A 17,445-nucleotide genomic window follows, 5' to 3' on the forward strand; every position below is an offset into this window, starting at 1 on the left:
TAGCAGCTGTTTTTTATGTATACAAGACAAAGTCGTAACGCGCGCTCTAATCCCAGGGCGCCCAAAAAGCTAACCGCCGGCAAGTTCCACAACGGAAGGGCCAGCAGCATAGCCAAACCGGAACCCGCCGTGACCAAGCCCGCTCCCCACAAAAACTTGACCGCCGAAGACCTGAAGCGCCAGCTTTTGGCATGGGCTGAGAACGACAACATCCCCGGCAAGTTCCAGGCCTGGTTCACTAAGGAGAGCGCCGCCGAAAACGCCGACTGGCGCTTTGTATGCAAAAAACAAGGCGAACACGAAGTCCTTTCGATAGAGGCTCCAGCCAAGGGCATGGAACCGCCCGAAGTCGTGACGCGCATTGGCGAACAGCTCCACAAAGACCACCTGCGCATTTTCCGCAAGACCATCCGTCAAATTTGGCTTCGCGCCACCGGCGACGGACGTTTTGCAGTCCTGGTCCAGGCAAGTTTTCACGGTAAGAATTCGGCTCACGGATTCAAGACCTTCTCTGACTTTTTGGAACGCAGTTGCCCCGAGGTTATTAGCTGCCACCAAATCCAGTGCATGCCCGACAAGCTGTTCGACCCCGCCTTCAAGCAGTCGGTGCGCGTCGAGAGCAAATGCAATTACGGGAGCGACTACATGCCGCTTGCCGGAACCGGGTTCCACATGCATGTTTTGGACTGGGCCCCGCGCGCCAAGGAGGCGTGGCTAGCCCTCCCCGCCCGCATCAAGGACGCCATCCACCCGGCAAAAGGCGACAAGTTGTTTGAATTCTATTCGGGTTGCTCCTACGTGGGGGCATCCCTCGCCAGCTGCTTTAGCCAAGTGGAAGCGTTGGACTGCCGCGAATCGGCCATGCTCTCGACCCGCTTCAACGCCAAGTGCCTCGTCGACGAAAACCTGCGGTTCCACCGCTGCCAGCTCGACGCCGGTTTTTTCCAAAAATTCTTTGGCAAAGAAGAAAACGAAGGACGCTGGACATTCTACTTCAACCTGCCCGATGGCGAGTCCCTCCCTGCGGGCGTGGAACAGTCTGCGGCCATGTCACGCCCGGAACGCATCCTGATCCAGGTATCGGACCTCGAAGTCGCCACCAAGGAAATCCGCCACTTCCGCCGCGAAGGCTACATGCTCCGCAAGAACATCCCCCTCTACCTGGAACCGGGCAGCGGGAAAATCGAGCTCCTTTTGGTCTTTGTGCCCGACCGAGCAGGCATTTTGAGTCAAAATCCGCTCCAAAACCGCAAGTCTCGCACCGTCCAGCGCCCCAAAGAACGCATAAACGCCCAAAAACAGGGCGATATTCCGCATTTTGTTCAATCCAGGACTACTTTTAGGCAAAGAAAAGATTAAATTATTACATAACTTGTTCACGTTCAAAGAGTTACAAGGATTATTATGCGATTTTTAAAATGTGCGACTCTCTGCCTTGGCCTCACGGCCTTGATCGCCTCTGCCTATATCGTCAAGGAAGGCGACACCCTCTGGGACTTGAGCGACGAATTCCTGCACGACCCATTCGCATGGCCGGACCTCTGGGAAAACAACCGCCACATTCAGGACCCGCACTGGATTTACCCGGGCGACTCCATCTACTTTGGCGACAGCCTCCGCGAAGAACAAGTTCTGCGCACCCCGGCAGGCAAGAACCCCTGTGCCACCGCCGTCTCTGACACGAACCTCCCCAAGGGCGTGACTGCCGTGGGTTGTGACGACGGCGATGGACGCGAAGGTGACTTTGAAGATATGCTCGGCGACCTCCGCAGCCGTGACAAGCGCCCGACCAAAAAGAAAATCGACGCAGACCGCTACACCTATCAAAAACGCCCCGAGCCCAAGATTTTTAACGGTTACTACCAGATCCACGCTCCGATGATTTACGAAATCGACTCCCTCAAAAAGGATTCGTCCTTCATCTCCATCGTCTCGGGCGAAAAGAAACAACCGCTCATCCACATCCCCGAATCGGAGGTCGTGGTCGGCGTTGGCAAAAAAACCTATTCCAAGCTCAAAAAGGGTGATCTTGTCGAAATCTTCGACGCACGTCCTATTGAAGTTGCCATCAAGGGCAGCACCTCCTTTAAGAAGTACGCCCTCCTTCGTTTGAACGGCATTGCCAAGATTTCCGCCATCGGCGACACGCTTTCCCGCGCCCGCGTTGTCCAGAGCTTCCGCGAAATCAAAATCAGCCAAGCCAAGGCAAGGCTCAAACAGCCTCTAAAGACCATCAACGTCTCGGGCTACTCCAATGTCAAGGAAGCCAAGATTGAAGACATGGCCATGATCACGTACGCCACCGACCCAATGCTCATCATCGGGAGCTACAACTACGTGCTAATCGACAAGGGGCTTGACCAAAAGTTCAACACCGGCGACGCTGTGGCCATTTGGGAAGAAGACAAGTCCGACGCCAGCATCCCGCCGCGCCTGTTGGGCAGGGGCATCATCGCCCGCGCCGGCAAAAACGAATCCTGTGTGCTGATTCGCGAAATCTACTCCAACAACCGTAGAATTGAAACCGGGCACAAGGTTTCCATCACCCACTCCGCAAACGTCGTCAAGTGACCAAAGCGCTCGTCATAATTGCCGCCGTGGCATTCACTCTTGTGACGCTCCTCATGGGGAGCAGTGTACTGATACTCTTGTTTCCCAGCATATCGGCGAGTCTGCCCCTATAGAGAGGCGGCATGTCGATAAAGTTTAACAAAAACAATCTCCTCTTTTTTGCACTTTTCGCCGGCGGCATCGTGTTGCCGACGGCCATTCTTTCGTTTTTGAGTTTCCGCAACATCCAAAACGAAATCTTCCTCGCCCAAAAGACGTTCGACGAGAACCGCGCCTCGTTCCAAAAAGAAGTCGAGGAAGCCGTAATCAAGGAACAAGACAAAATTTACCAAGAGACCAAGGCGGCCTCCCTGTTTTTGTACGAACAGCCCCGAAGCCTTTTGGAATTCGGCAACGCCACGGCCTTCAAGGACGTGAATGGAATCGAGGCCATTTTCCTTTTCAACAACAACAAGCTGGTCTACCCCGACATCTCGTCAAGACACTTCTACAAGACGTCTGATTTTTCGGACATTAGACCTAGCCCTGTAGAGCAACAGTTCTTTCACGAAGAGCAAAAGCCCAGCTCCAACGACCAGATGTACCTGACCCGCTCCATGCGGTTGCTCCACTCACCCTTCGAGACCAAGAAGGAACAAGTCCAAAACATTTTGGGCATGATCCGCCTTGCCTACAAAAGCAAGAACTACCCCGAGGCATTGCGCCTACTCAAAATTCTGGAACAACACCCACACTTGCAGGGCTACCTCCACGCTGACCTCACCCGTTCGGTGAACCTACTCCACTTCGAAATCCTCATCAAGCAAAAAAAGCACCAAGAAGCCGAGGACTACTGCCTTGCCGTGCTATCGCAGTTTTTGCAAAGCGAGCACATCGAAAACATTTCGTCGGCAAAGTTCTTCTTTGAAGAAGCCTTTACCCAAATTCTCTCTTTTGAAGACCTGAGTCAAGAAAAGCGCGAGGCCTTTTGGAACCTGCGTTCCAACTTCAACCATCAGCTCCGCTATATGGACATCCTCGCCAAGTACAAGAATCTCTTTGCCGAGCTCATGGACAACGAATACACCTCCAAAGACGGTATTCTCTACCACACCGACGGCAACGTGACCCTGTTCAAAATGAGCTACCCGCAACTTTCGGGCAACCAGATTGTCATCGCAAAAATTGACAACGAAACATACAAAAATAGACTGCTCGACAAAATCAAGTCTGTAGCCCAAAGCTGGAAAAACATTCCCTATTCCATTGTGAACGAGAACAACAACGTCCTCATGGGAAGCATCCCCGACAGCGCATCCGTTTTGACGCAGACCCGCATTAGCGACGCCTGCAACTGGGAATTCTCCCTCTACGAAAAGAACGTCAAGGAAATCCGCAAAGAAACTCGCCAACGCATGTTCCTCATGTACGGGTTGCTCTCGTTCTCACTGATCACGGTTATCTTGGGTTCGTTCTTTATGTTGAGATTCATCTCCCAAGAGCACAGGCTGCTCGCCATGAAGGCGAACTTCCTCTCAAGTGTTTCGCACGAACTCAAGACGCCCCTCACCTCCATCAAGATGTTCGCCGAAATGATGGCGCGCGGACGCGTACAAAAAGTCGAAAAAGTGCAGGAGTATTCTGGGCTCATTGGCAAAGAAGCCACCCGCCTCGAGAACCTCATTGGAGCCATTTTGAACTACACCCGCATGGAGCACGGCACAGGCGCTTTCAAGTGGGAAAAACTGGACTTTTCTATTTGCGCCCAAAAAGTGTTTGACGCCATCGAAGACATCGGCGTCGAGAAGGGGCTTGAATTTCATACAAAGTTTGAGCCGGGCGTTTATGTGATGGGCGACTACACGGCGCTTTACAGCCTTGTACAAAACCTCGTCGAAAACGCCATCAAGTACACCAACGCCCCCGGCGAAATCTCGATTAGCGTATTCAACGAAGACGGCCGAGGCGTTTTTTCTGTGACCGATACCGGCGTTGGCATCCCTTCATCGGAACAAAAAAATATATTTAATGACTTTTATAGAGTGGGCGACGAGATGACTCGCAGCACCAAAGGTTCCGGCTTGGGGCTTGCCATTGTGAAGCGCGTCGCCGAGACCCACAAGGCAACCATATCTTTAACCAGTAAACCCGGCAAGGGATCCACCTTTACCGTCAAATTCAAGAAGGTAGACTGATTATGCAACACAAAATCCTCATCGTCGAAGACGAAGAAATCATCCGCCTCGGGCTCCAAGACAACTTTGAGCTGGAAAACTACATCGTCGAGACCGCATGCGATGGCGAAGAAGCCATAGCCAAGGCGGACTCCTTCCAGCCAAACCTCGTCCTTTTGGACTTGATGATTCCTAAAAAGAGTGGCTTTGAAGTCTGCCGAGTCATTCGCAAAAAGCATCCCGAATGTTTCATCATCATGCTCACGGCCAAAACCGAAGAGACGAGCAAGGTGGCAGGACTCGAGATGGGCGCCGACGACTATGTGACCAAGCCGTTCTCCATTTTGGAACTGCTCGCCCGCGTCAAGGCTTTTTTGCGCCGCGTCGAGACAACCGCGCCCAAGGCAGAAGCGGCCCACACCGCACAGGACGCCATCGACTTTGCCGACGTCCACCTGGACTTCAAAAAATACGAAGCCACCAAGGCGGGAGTCCCGCTCGAGATGTCGGCACGCGAGTTCCAGATTCTCAAATATTTTTGGCAGCACCGCGGCGAAGTCGTACTCCGCGAAGACCTGCTCCAGGACATTTGGGGTTACACTCCCGAGAACATGCCCTCGACCCGCACCATCGACAATCACATTGTAAACCTCCGCAAAAAACTGGAAGAAGACCAGGCCAACCCCAAAATCATTCTCTCCATTCGCGGAGCCGGTTACAAATTCGACGCTTAAGCCTATGACAAAAGTCTTGTTCCATAATGCCAAAGTTCTAAGGGCGGCCGCCACAGCGAGCCTCGCCTTGCTTTGCGTATTTGGCGGCAAGGCTCACGCCAGCACCATGGCGTACTCGCTGCAAGAGGCCATTTACCTGTTCGAGATGAAGGGCGAAACTGCCGAGGCTATTCGCATTCTCAAGGACGTCTCCGAAAAAGGCGACCGCGAAGACAAGGAGCAAGCCCACTTTTACCTTGCCAAAATCCAAGAACTCGCGGGCAATTTCAGTTCAGCAAACTTCTATTACAAGCAAAGCCTGAACAACACCAAGGAGACCGCCAAGGCCTACTGGCTTGCCGAACGCGAAGCGGCGACCAGCAACACCTTTGACGAGTTGCTCAAAAAGAAGATCCCGCTCAAGTCCCCCATTACCAAAATTTTCAAGGACAACTCGACCTACCTCCTACTCGAAAACAAGAACATCAAAAAGGTAGAGCAGGACACCCTTATTTCGATCAACCCCCATATAGGGGCCAACGCCGAAATCCTTTATATTGACGACGCAGGCGTTTGGTACCAGTATCCCGAAAAAGACAGTCTCCATTTTAAGTCCTTTACCAACTCCGCAATCAAGAGGGCGTTCCCCATTGTGGGGACAACCAGCATTTTTATCAAGGGCGACAACATTCTCGCGCAAAGTGCACACACTCTGACGTTGCTCAACAAAAAAGGCATCCGTGCGCAAATCAACGAGAAGTACAACGGCTGTGATGTATCGGCTTTTTACGCCACCACAGGGCACTTCGTGCTCAACTGTCCCGACAATGCCCTGCATTTTGTTTCGGATGGCGACGCCAGTGAAACCTACACCATCACCCAGTTCGAACCCATCAAGGAACTCCTCGTCGACAAGCGCGACATCTTGTTGCTCTCGGGCAATACGCTGTTTTGCTACCAGCCCAAAAACAGCGCCATCCCCCAATGGAGGGTTTCCTTCAGCAATGCCGAAAAAATTCTCTCCTTCGAAAACCGCATTGCCGTTTTAGAGGCCTCAGGGCGCGTTACACTTTTGAACAAGTCCAACGGCACTATCAAATCCATCATCAGGAGCGACGCCGCCGACATTCAGGAACTGGCCCAAGGGACACTCGGTCTCTTTACCAACGAAGGCGCGCTCACCGTCGTCGATACCATCCTTAGGCCGCTTTGGCATTTCAACTTCACCAAGCCCATCACCACGGATGTCATCCGCACGGGCGAAAGCATCTACTTGTTCTTTGGCGACTCCTACTTGCAGGGGATTGCACCGCACTATTACGGCATGCACCCGCTCCTTTCGGAGAACCTCGCCAAGCGTGCCGCCTCATTGGTCGAAAACAGCGACTGGACTTCGCTGCCTAGTATCTTGGATTCCATTTTCAAGCTGGAACCGGGCAATGCCGAAGCTTGGCTGTTCAAGGCACTGTACTTGGAGAACAACGAGGGCAACGACAAGGACCGTCAAAAAGCATGGTCCGAGGCAGTCCGTCACTCGGTCAGCAACCCCTACGCGACCCCGGTTATATTGAACCGCTACGGGAAAGCCATTGGCGCCAAGTTCGTAAGCCTCCTAAACATTTCGCCCAAGACCAAGTACCCGCAGCTCTTTGGCAGCAAAAAGAACTTGTTCACCATTGACCCGGCAGCCGAGCGCCTCATTTGCGTGAACGCCGACAACGGGGAACTCCGCTGGACGCGCCCTCTCGCCAAAATGGACAACAGCCCTGTGATGGACCATGACGACGCCATTCTCGCCCTTATCTCCGGATTCACTTTGAACATCTACGACTTCAACAAGGATACGCCGCCAACAACCATCCAGCTCCCCGGCAAGGCTTTCAACGTCAAGGTAAACGACGACGCCATATACGTTTCGACTTGGAACGGGTTTCTGCTCAAGATTCTGCGTCCCGAAAGCAAGCTGGCCTGGTCCCGCAAGATTTTCTCCATCCCGTTCCTCTTCACCAAGAATGGCGCGGAATTGCACCTGGCAAGTCTTGATGGCGATATCATCCACCTTTGGGACGGCTCCGGGCAAATCAAGAGCAACGGCGTCAAGCTCCAAAACGGAATTTCGCTACTGGCCCAGGCAGACTCCATTATGGCAATCGCCACGGCAAACAACAGGCTCTACTTGTACAACACTACCAACAACGCCAACGAGCCCGTTCAAATCTTGCTGGAATCCCCCATTTCGTCGCTGCAGGCAGTCCAGTACCAAGGAAAGCCGCACTTTATGGTGGGCCTTTCGGATCAAACCGTCCTATTCTATACCATCAAGGGCGCTCCCCTCTGGAAGTTCCAAGGCAAGAACAGCGTATTCAACACCCCGTTCATCCACGACAACTCGGCCTGGCTTGACCAAGGCAACGAAGTTGTTTCCATTTCACTCAAAGACGGCAAGGTCCAGCAAAAATTCAGCACCCCCGGAGGGGCTGGCACCCCCTTTATTTTGAACAAAACACTTTACAGCGCCTCGTCAAAACGCCTTTTGTACGGGTTTTCTTTGTAATTAGTTCAAAAAAGTGGTTTAAAGCCCCCGTTTATTCCACTTTATCATAGTCTGTAAAGATTTTTTAGTAGCATTTTTTTATAAAACTCACTACATTTTCATTATAAAGTATTGTTTCTTTTGTGTTAAAAGAGACAAAATATGAGATGAAGGGATTATGAGTGCTATTAACAAAATCTTCGGGCTTCTAGGGGAAACAGGCTTGCTGATTGCAGCAGCGAGCCTTGTGGCATGCCAGGAGACTAAACAGGAATCCGCCGCCGCGGACGCTTCGGAATATCCGAGAGCCGAAACATTATATATAGGCGGCTTCGACTGGGCTCCCCCGTCGACCTTCAACCCATTGGACTACGACCCGAACTTCCCCATCGACGGCAACGTCCGCCTGATGTACGAGACCCTTGTTACCTACAACCAGCTTGACGGCAAGCTTGAACCGATGCTCGCGGACAGTTTTGAACAGACGGACTCTTCGCTCGTGGTGCACCTGGACCCGAGGGCCAAGTGGAACAACGGTCAACCGGTCACCGTGGACGACGTCCTGTTCACATTCCACATTGACGAGATTTTGCCGACCCCGCGTCACGGCAACTGGGAATACATCCAGTCCATCGAGGCTGTCGAAGGCAACAACATTGTATTCCACTACGTCAAAAACAACAAGAACCCTCTCATTTTGCTGAACGCCATCGCCGAAACCTCCATCCTGCCGAAGGCCGTCTTTGAACCGTTGGTCAACTCCGCCAAAAAAGGCAAGTCCTATGACTTCAACCGCATTACGGCTTTCAAGAACGACTCCGTGCCCGTGGTCTCGGGCCCGTACAACCTCAAGACGTTCTCTCCCGACAAAATTGTGTTGGAACGCGATGCCAACTACTGGGGCAACGTAAAGCACGGGGGCAAGCTCCCGGCTCCCAAGTTCATCATCCACTCCCTCTACAACGGCAACAACCACTTCAACAGTGCCATGACCAAGGGCAACCTCGATGTCTCGTCCATCTTCTTGCCGCGCATTTGGGACAAGGCAAAAGACAGCATCCGTTCTTGGAGCCGCAACGAGCCCTACCATCTTCCGGGCTCTATCACAACGCTCATCATCGCCCACCAGAACGCGCCGCTCAATGACGTCGCCTTCCGCCAGGCAATGACCTACGCCGTGAACTACGAAAAGATCAAGACCCGCGCCATCTCCAACTACACGCCCGACATCCAGGCCGGTTTCATTTTGCCCTTCGGTTCCGAGAGCAAGTTCTTCAACAAAGAAGACGCCGACAAGTTGGAATTGGGTTTCGACGCCGACAAGGCCAAAAAGATCTTGACCGACGCCGGTTATACATGGAACGACGAAGGCAGGCTCATGGACAAGGGTGGCAAGCCCGTCCGCACCATCACCATTGAATGCCCGTCTGGCTGGACCGACTGGGAAGACGCCATCAAGGTCATTGTGGCCTCTTTCCAAGAAGTCGGCATCCCTGCCGAAGAAAAGTTCGTGGACTACAGCGTATGGGACACCGATTTGCGCAAGGGGACCTTCGACCTCGCCATGAAAACGCAGACTGCCGAACTTTCTGCAGCAACACCGTGGAGCCGCTTTGAGCAAATCATGGGTACTATCGGCGGCGTAAAGGCCGTTGGCGAAGACGCCTTCTCGAACCAGGGGCGCTTTAAAAATGAGAACGCCAATAAGCTTCTGGCAAAGATCCCGACCGTCACCGACGAAAAGGAACTGGCTGCAGCCTACCGCGATCTCAACAAGATCTTCATGGAAACCGTACCGGTCATCCCGGTGATGTACCGCCCCACGCAGTACTACCAGTTCTCCACAAAGCACTGGGACAACTTCCCCACCGAGGAAAATCCCTACGCACCGCCGCAACATTTGATTGTTGCCGCAGGTGTTAAGGCACTGTGGGAAATAAAACCTGCTAAATAGCTTAAAATACTGATAAAATGCGCCTTTTGGGCGCATTTTTATTTATTTTTGACGTAAGTTTACAAAGGAGATCCGTCGTGGGAAAGACTCGCTTTATTTTGCCTAATGCATTCACCAGCATGAACTTTTTGCTCGGTGTATTTTCCATTTGCTGGGTAACGGGGGCATTTCCATCCAAGAACCCCATTCTCATGGGAGCGTACTTCATCATCCTTTGCGTTCTCCTCGACAAGCTCGACGGCTTTGCCGCACGCCTGGTCAACGCCAGCTCCGAATTCGGCGCCCAGTTCGACAGTCTCGCCGACCTGATTGCCTTTGGCCTCGCCCCGGCATTCTGCGTGATTTTCGCCTACAAGAGCATGGTCCCCGACTTCTTTGACGCAAACACGCCGATGATGGCGGTCGCCCTCTCCGTGTACGTTTTGTGTGCCGCCATGCGCCTTGCCAAGTACAACGCCTGCGACTCCGAAAACTACCACCACCACTTTTCGGGGCTCCCCTCAACTTTTGCCGGCGCCGTAAACGCCATCCTGGTCGTGTTCCTCATGAACAAGGGCGTCTTTGCCGACCCGAACAGCTCGCTCATCTTTTTGCCGGTCATCATCATGTTCATCACGGGAATTTTGATGGTAAGCCCGCTGTTCCTCCCCAAGCTGCAGCCCCGCAAGAACAAGGCTTTCAACTACTTCCAGGCGGTCCTCATCGTCATTACCTACATCGCCGGCTTCATGTTCATTTCCCAGAGCCTTTACGTGCTGACCTACCTACTGATTCTCGTCGCCTGCTACATGGTCATTGGCTTTACCATCGGACTTGTGCAGCGTAACAAGATCATCGAAGAAGCGAACGCCGTCGCCAAAGAAAAGTAATCGAGTTTGTTGTATGAGAAACGCTCCCTCAAAGGAGCGTTTTTTATTTGATGTCGGCGTTTTCCAGAAACTCGGCAAAAGGTTCGCCGTAACGTTCGAACAAAAGTTCGAGGGCTAGGCGCGGCAGTTCCAGCGTCACACATTCCAACCCCTGCTCCATGCACCAGGTCCCAAGGCTCCCGGGCGTAGGGTAACCGATGTTCTCGACCCACGGCAAACGGAACACCTTTTGCAAGTCAAGGACAAGGGGCGTTTGGCGCGGGGCGTCCACGCAACCGATGGGCGAATGCATCGAGAGGATTGCCGAGGGCTTAAGCTTTTGCACCAGTGCCACAAGAGCTTGGATCTCGGGTTCGCCGCCCTTGAAATCACCCGGCGAAAGAAGCGTATCCCGCGGGGCTTCCAAAACGGAACGCGAAGCCACCGGGTCAGCAGCCCAGTTGGACGTCGGGAAGTTGCGGTTCAGGTCCACGCCGTTCGCGTTCCCGCGGGTGCCCAAGGCAACGCCGTCGGGATTGGCGCACAGCACAAAGGCGATAGACTTAAACGGACTGGCGTACGCGCGGAGGGCGCGGCTAAGCAAAAAAGTGGTCTCGGGTTCCTCGCCATGGATGGCCGCCATAACCAGAAGGCGGCAAGGGCCCGTGCACGGGATATAGCGCAGCGTCGCCCCCAAAACGGATATTCCGTAAGGTTCTGTTTTAAGGCGAAGGACGCCCCGATGTTCCGGCTCAAACTTCACGGCGGTCACACAAAGTACGGGAAAATAAATTCTTCGGCAAGCTTGTCTAGCCGGGCGAGCACGACCTTTTTGCAGGCCATGTCAGACTGCTCGTAAATATGGCGGAGGGTGCTGAGCGAGAAGTTCTGCAAGCGCTTGCGCGACGTAGGGAGGTGCGCAATGTGCCAGCCCTCGGGGCGAATCTTGCCACGGCCAGGTATAAACACGCGTTCAAAGCCAAACGACTCGCCCTTCTCCATCCGGCGGGTCAAAAACTCATGGAACTTGACGAACATGCCGGTACATTCGGCGGGCGTGAGCTGCACCTCGTATCCTTCGGGGCAAGCGGCGCCATCGACCACGTCAATGTCGGTACCCAAATGGTGGCGGCTTGCCCCGGGGAGCGCCGACCACGTGAGGATGGCATACATCAGTTCTTCTTCGTCCTGCGGGCGTTCCATGGGTTCGCCATGCTCGTCAAGGAGCTTAAGTTCCCCGCGGGCTTTGCGGTTCCAAATGGAGAGTTGCTTTTCAAAAGGGCGGTAAGCCGATTCAATGCGCAGTTCAAAGCCTTCCGCCTTGGCTGCATTATTTAGTTTGTCTACAAAAGGAACGATGTCGGCATCGACGAAATAACCCGGCTGCACCTCGACCAAATTTGGTTGGCCCAAACCATAGGGCAAAAACTCTTCGGAGACAAAACTCATTGGATAGTCCCTCCCATCTTTTCGATTAGGTCCTTCCACTGCTGCACCGTGGCCTTCTTCTTTTTGGTTTTAGCCTTCCCCTTGAGGGCAACCGTCAATGGCGCCGGCGTGCAGTGGGTAAAGGCTATGGCCAATGCGTCAGAAGCGTCCAATGGGAGGTCTGAGGGTTCAATCCCCAAACGGGTATAGACCATGTTCGCCACCTGCTCCTTTGAGGCGGAGCCATCCCCGGTCACCGACTGCTTGACGACCTTGGGCGGGTACTCCATAAAGGACATTCCCCGCTTGCGGCACGCCACGAGCACAGCCCCGCGAACATGACCCAGCACCAGGGCGCTCTTGGCGTTTTTGGCAAAGAACACGCCTTCCATGGCAAGCGCCTCGGGGCGGTAGCGTTCTAAAAGTTTTTCCAGCTCCCCAACAATGTGGAGCAAGCGGTCTTCCAAGGCGTTGGTCGCCGGGGCGTGCAAAGTCCCGTATTCCAGCACCTGCAACGAGCCGCCGGAATTGTCCAAAAACGCGTACCCCGTCGTGATGGAACCGGGGTCAATTCCTAGAATAACCATATTCCAATTATAACTACTTTTCTTGACCAAAAATTGGTTTTATTCCAGTTTCTTTATTAGATTTTCATTTGGAAGGCTCTTAAAAGAGATTGCCTTCTGGAGGCCCTTATGCTAATCGATCAGGAACATGCTGGAATTGTGAGAACCAAAACCCACCCACGCCAGTTGGGGATTCCCCTGAGCCGTTGGGGTCGAAACCTTATCGCTTGCTGCCCCTTTCACGCCCCCGAAGAGACGTCGCTGTTTTTCTACGACGCCCTGGGTTACTGGCGTTACCGTTGCCTCCAGTGCGGTAGCGAGGGCGACCTGATCGAGTTTGTGATGCGCAGCCGCTTTAACGGCATGGATGAGCCGCAGGCGCGTGCCGAAGCCACCGAGTTTTTGGGCGCACAGGAAGCCGAACAGCAACAGGATTCCTTCAAGGATGAGCACCCCTGGATCAAGGAAATTGGCGGTGAAAAGTCCAAGGTCCTCGAGAGCTTTGTGCGCTACTGCCACTGGGCGGCATGCCGCAGCCCTTCCTCAGCCGAATACCTCTCCAGCCGCGGTTGGAGCATTGGCCAGGCACAGCTCTACGGCATTGGCTACTACAGCGGCGACCCCGAACCGTTCGTGAGCTACTGCATGCTCTCGGGCATCGAACGCCACCAAATCAGTTTTTACCTGGATAACCTCGAAGCCTATCACGAGCCGCGCATCACCATCCCAGCCCGCAACTCCAAGGGGCTCATCCACTCGGTCTACGGCCGCCTTATGGAAGACGAAGGCAAGGGCCACCCCTACATTTCTTACGCCTCGGGTCCGGGGGACATTCCGTTCAACATCCAGCCCGAAAACGACAAGCCCATTATTGTTGAAGGGTTCTTTGACGCCCTCACGGCCGACCTCGCGGGTATCCCGGGAGTGGTTTCGACCATGTACCAGGAACTTTCGCTGAGCCACCTCTACAAGCTCAAGGCCTGCGGCGCCGATTCCGTGACGCTCATCTTGCGGCGCGAAGCCAACCGCCGCGAACAGGAATACCGCATCCAGCGCTACCTCAAGATGGCCGAAGAACTGAATTTGAGGTTCAAGTCCATCGTACTCCCCAAGGACGAGACCATTGACCAGGTGCTCCGCAAGAACGGCGCCGACCAGCTGATTACACTTATCGACCAAACCGAAGAAGACACGGTGCACACGCATCGACGTTCCATGCTGCTGCAAGACATCAAGGAGAACTTTGACACCGCCATGGCGTGCCCCCCCGATGTGAGCGTGGGTTATTCACTGAACACCTTCCCAAAACTCACCAAAGAGATTGACGGTATCCAGTCTGGCTGTTTCTACGTGTCCTCGAACCCGTTCGGCCTCAAGACGACCCTCCTTTCGAGCCTCGCCCTAGACCTGCTCCAGAGCAACCCGAAGCTCAAAATCATCTACATCGCGCTCGAGACACCGCGCCGCCAGATTTTTGACCGCCTGGTCGCCATGATGATTGGCGAATCGGTGCTGACCGTGCGCAAGCAGAACGAATCCGACCAAATCAACCAAAAGATTTTGGAAGCGACCCGCGAGCTGATGGGCTACGTGCGCAACAACCGCCTCGAAATCTGGGAAGATCAGCCGGCGTTCAACAACACGGAACTGCTAGACATTTTGAAGGGCGAGCAAAAGGACCACCCGGACCTGATCGTCATCATTGACGGCATTGACCACCTCAAGATTTCGGACCGTCCGGACCTCTCGGACATTCACGAACGTCGCTCCTCCGTGATGCTTGACCTGTACAAGGCGCTCGACATCCCGCTGTTCCTCGGCGGCGAGCTCATCGATTCCGAGAACGGCCTTGTGGGGCCGCGCGCCTACCTCCGTGATTCCGACGCCATCTACTGGCTCGAATCCAAGGGCGGCAACCTGTTCTTGTCGGTCAACTCCAAGCGTCTGGGTACAAACAACCTCTATAGAGGAACGCTCTCCATAGATCCGGAATCCAACAGGATGCAAGAAACCTAATGCAAAACGGAACCAAGCCGTTCACCATCGTCGACTTCAACAACTTCTGGAGCCCATCCGGAGGTGGAGTCCGCCGTTACCACCTGCAAAAAATGGCGTTTTACGAAGCGGCCAGCTCCAAGGGCGAAAACGCGCTCTCGGTTTTTGTGATGCCCGACGGCAAGACCTTTACCGAACAAAAGAGCGAAAACCTCGTCATTGAGCACGTGGAAGCGTTCAAGTTCCCCGGTAACTGGGAATACCGCTTTATTTGGAAGCGCTCGCAGGTGGAGCCCGTGCTCGCCAAGTACCAGCCCGACATTATTGAAGTCGGCTCCCCGTACATTTTGCCGACGGTCGTGCGCCGCGCCGCCAAAAAAATCTCGCCCGCATCCAAGCTGGTGGGATTCTGGCACGCCGACTTCCCCGTGACTTACGTGGGTCGCCCCGTCGCCAAAAAAGTGGGGCCCGGCATAGGCACGTTCTGCCGCAAAAAGGCGTTCTGGTACGCCCGCAAAGAATTCAAGGGCTTCGACTGCATCCAGGCCTCTTCCAAGGAGGTCATGGCGCGCCTCAAAAAGAACAACCTCCCGGACCCGCGCTGGATCCCGCTCGGTTGCGACATTCAAATGTTCTCGCCCACCAAGCGCGACGAAGCCTTGGTGCAAGAGCTTAAGGCGGGCGACCCGGACCGCCTCACCATCTTTTTCCCGCACAGGCACTGCAACGAAAAAGGCATGGACCTGGTCCTTGGCGCCTACGACATCCTGACCGAAAAGCTGGGACACGAACCCGCTATTGTGTTTGCGGGAACGGGGCCCTCGCTCCCGCAAGTACAGGAGGCGGTCGCCAAGCACCCGCACATGCGCTACATTGGCTTTGTGAATTCCATTGACGAAATGGCCCGCTACTACGCGAGCGTCGACCTGGGGCTTGCCCTCTCGGGCTGGGAGACCTTCGGACTCTCCATTCTCGAAAGCATGGCAAGCGGCAACGCCCAGGTGGGAGCCGCCGCCGGAGCCGCCTTTGAACACGTGACCGAATCCAAGGCAGGGACAATCCTCGCCGAACGTACACCGCAGGCTCTCGCCAACGCCATTGTGGAACTTTACCATTCCGACATGCAGACCATGAAGCAGAACGCCCGCGCCTATGCCGAAAAATACAGCTGGGAAGACTGCTTTAAAAGACAACTGGATTTATACAAGAGTTTAGCAAAATGATTCCCAATCGCCTCATCTTTATTTGGCTAGGCCCCAAGTTCCCGTGGAGCGGCGGTGTCGCCGTCCGTTCGGCATACAAAGTTCAACAGCCACAGTCCATTTGGCTTGTACACGAAGGACTAATGCAAGAAGGCGACGGTTGGGACCTCATCAAGGACATCCCCGGACTCGAGGTCATCCCCGTCCAGGACTCCCACTTTGAAGGCCTGGACGATGACGGGCTTTGCCTAAAGCTGTTCAAGACACTCAAAGCGCCCGCCAGCCGAGCCAACCTGTTGCGTTTGGCACTTCTCTACAAATACGGCGGTGTTTACCTCGACACCGACGTCATTGTCGTAAAACCTTTCGACAACCTCATGCAGCAAAAGGGCTTTATTGGAGTCGAACCCGTAGCGCTTCCCGCCGACCTTTTCAGGAGCGTCAATCCCTTCCGTTGGATTTATTGCGGCCTCCAATTCGCCTTCCGCGAGTTCTGTGCGCGACTCCCCGGTGGGTACAGGTTGTTCCGCCTTGCCGAGAGAGGATTCTCTGCCGCGGTGAACAACGCCATCATAGGTTCCGAGCCCGGGAACCCCACCATCCGCAGCGCCTTTGAATTCATCAAGAAAATGCCCGAAGCGGAACGCCTCAAACGCTACCGCCTGGGGACGCGGCTCATGCAAAACGTCACGCACAACAAGAGCAGCGAATCCATGGTGGTCTTGCCGGCACGCTTTTTTTACCCCCTCGGCCCCGAAATCAGCGCGCACTGGTTTAAACCAAAGACCAGCAACAAGTTAGACGAGCTCATTTTAAAGGATACCTGCGTGGTGCATTGGTACAACTCGGTCGAGGGGCGCTTCCTCCACACCAAGGTCTCGGCGGAGTGGGTCAAAGAGAACCCCACAACGGCTTTTAGCGAATTATCGAAAGAGTTCATAAATTAACGTTTTTATCCGTCATTTTTTACTAGATTTATTGCTGTATGGTACAATTGAGTCAAACATCGTGGCAAGAGTTTTCCCTCCCCAATGTGATGGAAACCATGCGATACGCCCCGATGAACCTGACCATTGGTACGACGCCTATCCTCCACTACACCTTACCCGCTGAACTCGCTCCTGGAGCGAGCGTCAACTACCACATTCAGTGCGGTTTCAAGGCCATCAAGTGGAAGGGCATCATCAGTTCCGTCGCCGACAACAAGGTCACGGTGCGCCTGGGCGACGGACCGTTCCGCGGCTTTACCGCAAGCCACCAGTTTGTGTCCGAAGGCAACATGACCGCCATTTACGACGAGTTCTCGTTCCAGGGATTCACGACCATCCCCGAAGAAGTTTTCGCGGGCATTATCGACAAGACGAACGTGGTCTACGGCATTTACGCCCGCAAGGCGACCCGCGAAGTAATGCTCGCCTACGAATCCCAAAAGAAGACCCAGGAATTCCAGGTCCTGGACCAGAGCGCTACAGCAGGCTAAAT

The 17,445-nt window shown here is 54.1% G+C and carries 14 protein-coding genes; 11 read left to right on the forward strand and 3 right to left on the reverse strand.

All coding sequences use genetic code 11. From position 1 onward, the window contains the following. Nucleotides 1–15 precede the first annotated feature (15 nt). From BUB55_RS05410 to BUB55_RS05440, 7 genes are all read left to right on the forward strand, one after another. On the forward strand, nucleotides 16–1,359 hold the full coding sequence (locus BUB55_RS05410; protein ID WP_073188895.1) for a hypothetical protein: 1,344 nt from the start codon (nucleotides 16–18) through the stop codon (nucleotides 1,357–1,359). A gap of 45 nt (nucleotides 1,360–1,404) precedes the next feature. Then, nucleotides 1,405–2,571, forward strand: coding sequence for a LysM peptidoglycan-binding domain-containing protein (locus tag BUB55_RS05415; protein ID WP_073188896.1), 1,167 nt, complete (start codon nucleotides 1,405–1,407; stop codon nucleotides 2,569–2,571). A 122-nt stretch (nucleotides 2,572–2,693) separates the two neighbouring features. Further along, nucleotides 2,694–4,745, forward strand: coding sequence for a sensor histidine kinase (locus BUB55_RS05420; RefSeq protein WP_234971814.1), 2,052 nt, complete (start codon nucleotides 2,694–2,696; stop codon nucleotides 4,743–4,745). After that, nucleotides 4,745–5,458, forward strand: a complete 714-nt coding sequence (locus BUB55_RS05425; protein WP_073188897.1) for a response regulator transcription factor — start codon at nucleotides 4,745–4,747, stop codon at nucleotides 5,456–5,458. Before BUB55_RS05420 ends, BUB55_RS05425 begins: the two co-directional genes overlap by 1 nt. A gap of 4 nt (nucleotides 5,459–5,462) precedes the next feature. Beyond that, complete coding sequence (locus BUB55_RS05430) at nucleotides 5,463–7,991, forward strand: hypothetical protein (protein WP_073188898.1); 2,529 nt, start codon at nucleotides 5,463–5,465, stop codon at nucleotides 7,989–7,991. Between the two features lie 157 nt (nucleotides 7,992–8,148). Beyond that, nucleotides 8,149–9,924, forward strand: coding sequence for an ABC transporter substrate-binding protein (locus BUB55_RS05435; RefSeq protein ID WP_073188899.1), 1,776 nt, complete (start codon nucleotides 8,149–8,151; stop codon nucleotides 9,922–9,924). A 77-nt stretch (nucleotides 9,925–10,001) separates the two neighbouring features. Next, nucleotides 10,002–10,793, forward strand: a complete 792-nt coding sequence (locus tag BUB55_RS05440) for a CDP-alcohol phosphatidyltransferase family protein (RefSeq protein WP_073188900.1) — start codon at nucleotides 10,002–10,004, stop codon at nucleotides 10,791–10,793. Between the two features lie 43 nt (nucleotides 10,794–10,836). Here the strand turns inward: BUB55_RS05440 and mpaA are convergent, their stop codons facing one another. From mpaA to ruvC, 3 genes are read right to left on the reverse strand one after another with little or no spacing between them, the layout of a single operon-like run. Continuing rightward, nucleotides 10,837–11,544, reverse strand: a complete 708-nt coding sequence (gene mpaA, locus BUB55_RS05445) for a murein tripeptide amidase MpaA (protein WP_234971816.1) — start codon at nucleotides 11,542–11,544, stop codon at nucleotides 10,837–10,839. Continuing rightward, the gene (locus BUB55_RS05450) at nucleotides 11,541–12,221 is read right to left on the reverse strand and encodes a M15 family metallopeptidase (protein WP_073188902.1); all 681 of its coding nucleotides are present in this window, start codon (nucleotides 12,219–12,221) and stop codon (nucleotides 11,541–11,543) included. The genes mpaA and BUB55_RS05450 overlap by 4 nt, the downstream gene beginning before the upstream one ends. After that, nucleotides 12,218–12,787 carry a crossover junction endodeoxyribonuclease RuvC gene (ruvC, locus tag BUB55_RS05455; protein ID WP_073188904.1) on the reverse strand — a complete coding sequence of 190 codons (570 nt, stop codon included), beginning with the start codon at nucleotides 12,785–12,787 and terminating at the stop codon, nucleotides 12,218–12,220. The genes BUB55_RS05450 and ruvC overlap by 4 nt, the downstream gene beginning before the upstream one ends. 108 nt (nucleotides 12,788–12,895) lie before the next feature. Here ruvC and BUB55_RS05460 point away from each other — a divergent pair, with 108 nt between their 5' ends. The 4 genes from BUB55_RS05460 to BUB55_RS05475 are packed head-to-tail and all read left to right on the forward strand — an operon-like array spanning nucleotide 12,896 to nucleotide 17,443. After that, nucleotides 12,896–14,782 (forward strand): CHC2 zinc finger domain-containing protein, encoded by a 1,887-nt coding sequence (locus BUB55_RS05460; RefSeq protein WP_073188906.1) that lies wholly within the window; start codon nucleotides 12,896–12,898, stop codon nucleotides 14,780–14,782. Next, on the forward strand, nucleotides 14,782–15,984 hold the full coding sequence (locus tag BUB55_RS05465; protein WP_073188908.1) for a glycosyltransferase: 1,203 nt from the start codon (nucleotides 14,782–14,784) through the stop codon (nucleotides 15,982–15,984). The genes BUB55_RS05460 and BUB55_RS05465 overlap by 1 nt, the downstream gene beginning before the upstream one ends. After that, the gene (locus tag BUB55_RS05470) at nucleotides 15,981–16,910 is read left to right on the forward strand and encodes a glycosyltransferase (protein WP_073188910.1); all 930 of its coding nucleotides are present in this window, start codon (nucleotides 15,981–15,983) and stop codon (nucleotides 16,908–16,910) included. Before BUB55_RS05465 ends, BUB55_RS05470 begins: the two co-directional genes overlap by 4 nt. A gap of 38 nt (nucleotides 16,911–16,948) precedes the next feature. Beyond that, nucleotides 16,949–17,443, forward strand: a complete 495-nt coding sequence (locus tag BUB55_RS05475; RefSeq protein ID WP_143152919.1) for a hypothetical protein — start codon at nucleotides 16,949–16,951, stop codon at nucleotides 17,441–17,443. Nucleotides 17,444–17,445: the final 2 nt, after the last annotated feature.

Origin of the sequence: Fibrobacter sp. UWP2, from assembly GCF_900141705.1 — a bacterium.
Classification (GTDB): Bacteria; Fibrobacterota; Fibrobacteria; order Fibrobacterales; family Fibrobacteraceae; genus Fibrobacter.

Bases quoted from the DNA above. Each gene is read 5' to 3' on its own strand.
- BUB55_RS05470 (WP_073188910.1), top strand. From the start codon at position 15,981: ATGATTCCCAATCGCCTCATCTTTATTTGGCTAGGCCCCAAGTTCCCG.
- BUB55_RS05465 (WP_073188908.1), top strand. From the start codon at position 14,782: ATGCAAAACGGAACCAAGCCGTTCACCATCGTCGACTTCAACAACTTC.
- ruvC (WP_073188904.1), bottom strand. From the start codon at position 12,787: ATGGTTATTCTAGGAATTGACCCCGGTTCCATCACGACGGGGTACGCG.
- BUB55_RS05435 (WP_073188899.1), top strand. From the start codon at position 8,149: ATGAGTGCTATTAACAAAATCTTCGGGCTTCTAGGGGAAACAGGCTTG.
- BUB55_RS05450 (WP_073188902.1), bottom strand. From the start codon at position 12,221: ATGAGTTTTGTCTCCGAAGAGTTTTTGCCCTATGGTTTGGGCCAACCA.
- BUB55_RS05410 (WP_073188895.1), top strand. From the start codon at position 16: ATGTATACAAGACAAAGTCGTAACGCGCGCTCTAATCCCAGGGCGCCC.
- BUB55_RS05430 (WP_073188898.1), top strand. From the start codon at position 5,463: ATGACAAAAGTCTTGTTCCATAATGCCAAAGTTCTAAGGGCGGCCGCC.
- BUB55_RS05420 (WP_234971814.1), top strand. From the start codon at position 2,694: ATGTCGATAAAGTTTAACAAAAACAATCTCCTCTTTTTTGCACTTTTC.
- BUB55_RS05415 (WP_073188896.1), top strand. From the start codon at position 1,405: ATGCGATTTTTAAAATGTGCGACTCTCTGCCTTGGCCTCACGGCCTTG.
- BUB55_RS05460 (WP_073188906.1), top strand. From the start codon at position 12,896: ATGCTAATCGATCAGGAACATGCTGGAATTGTGAGAACCAAAACCCAC.
- BUB55_RS05475 (WP_143152919.1), top strand. From the start codon at position 16,949: ATGGTACAATTGAGTCAAACATCGTGGCAAGAGTTTTCCCTCCCCAAT.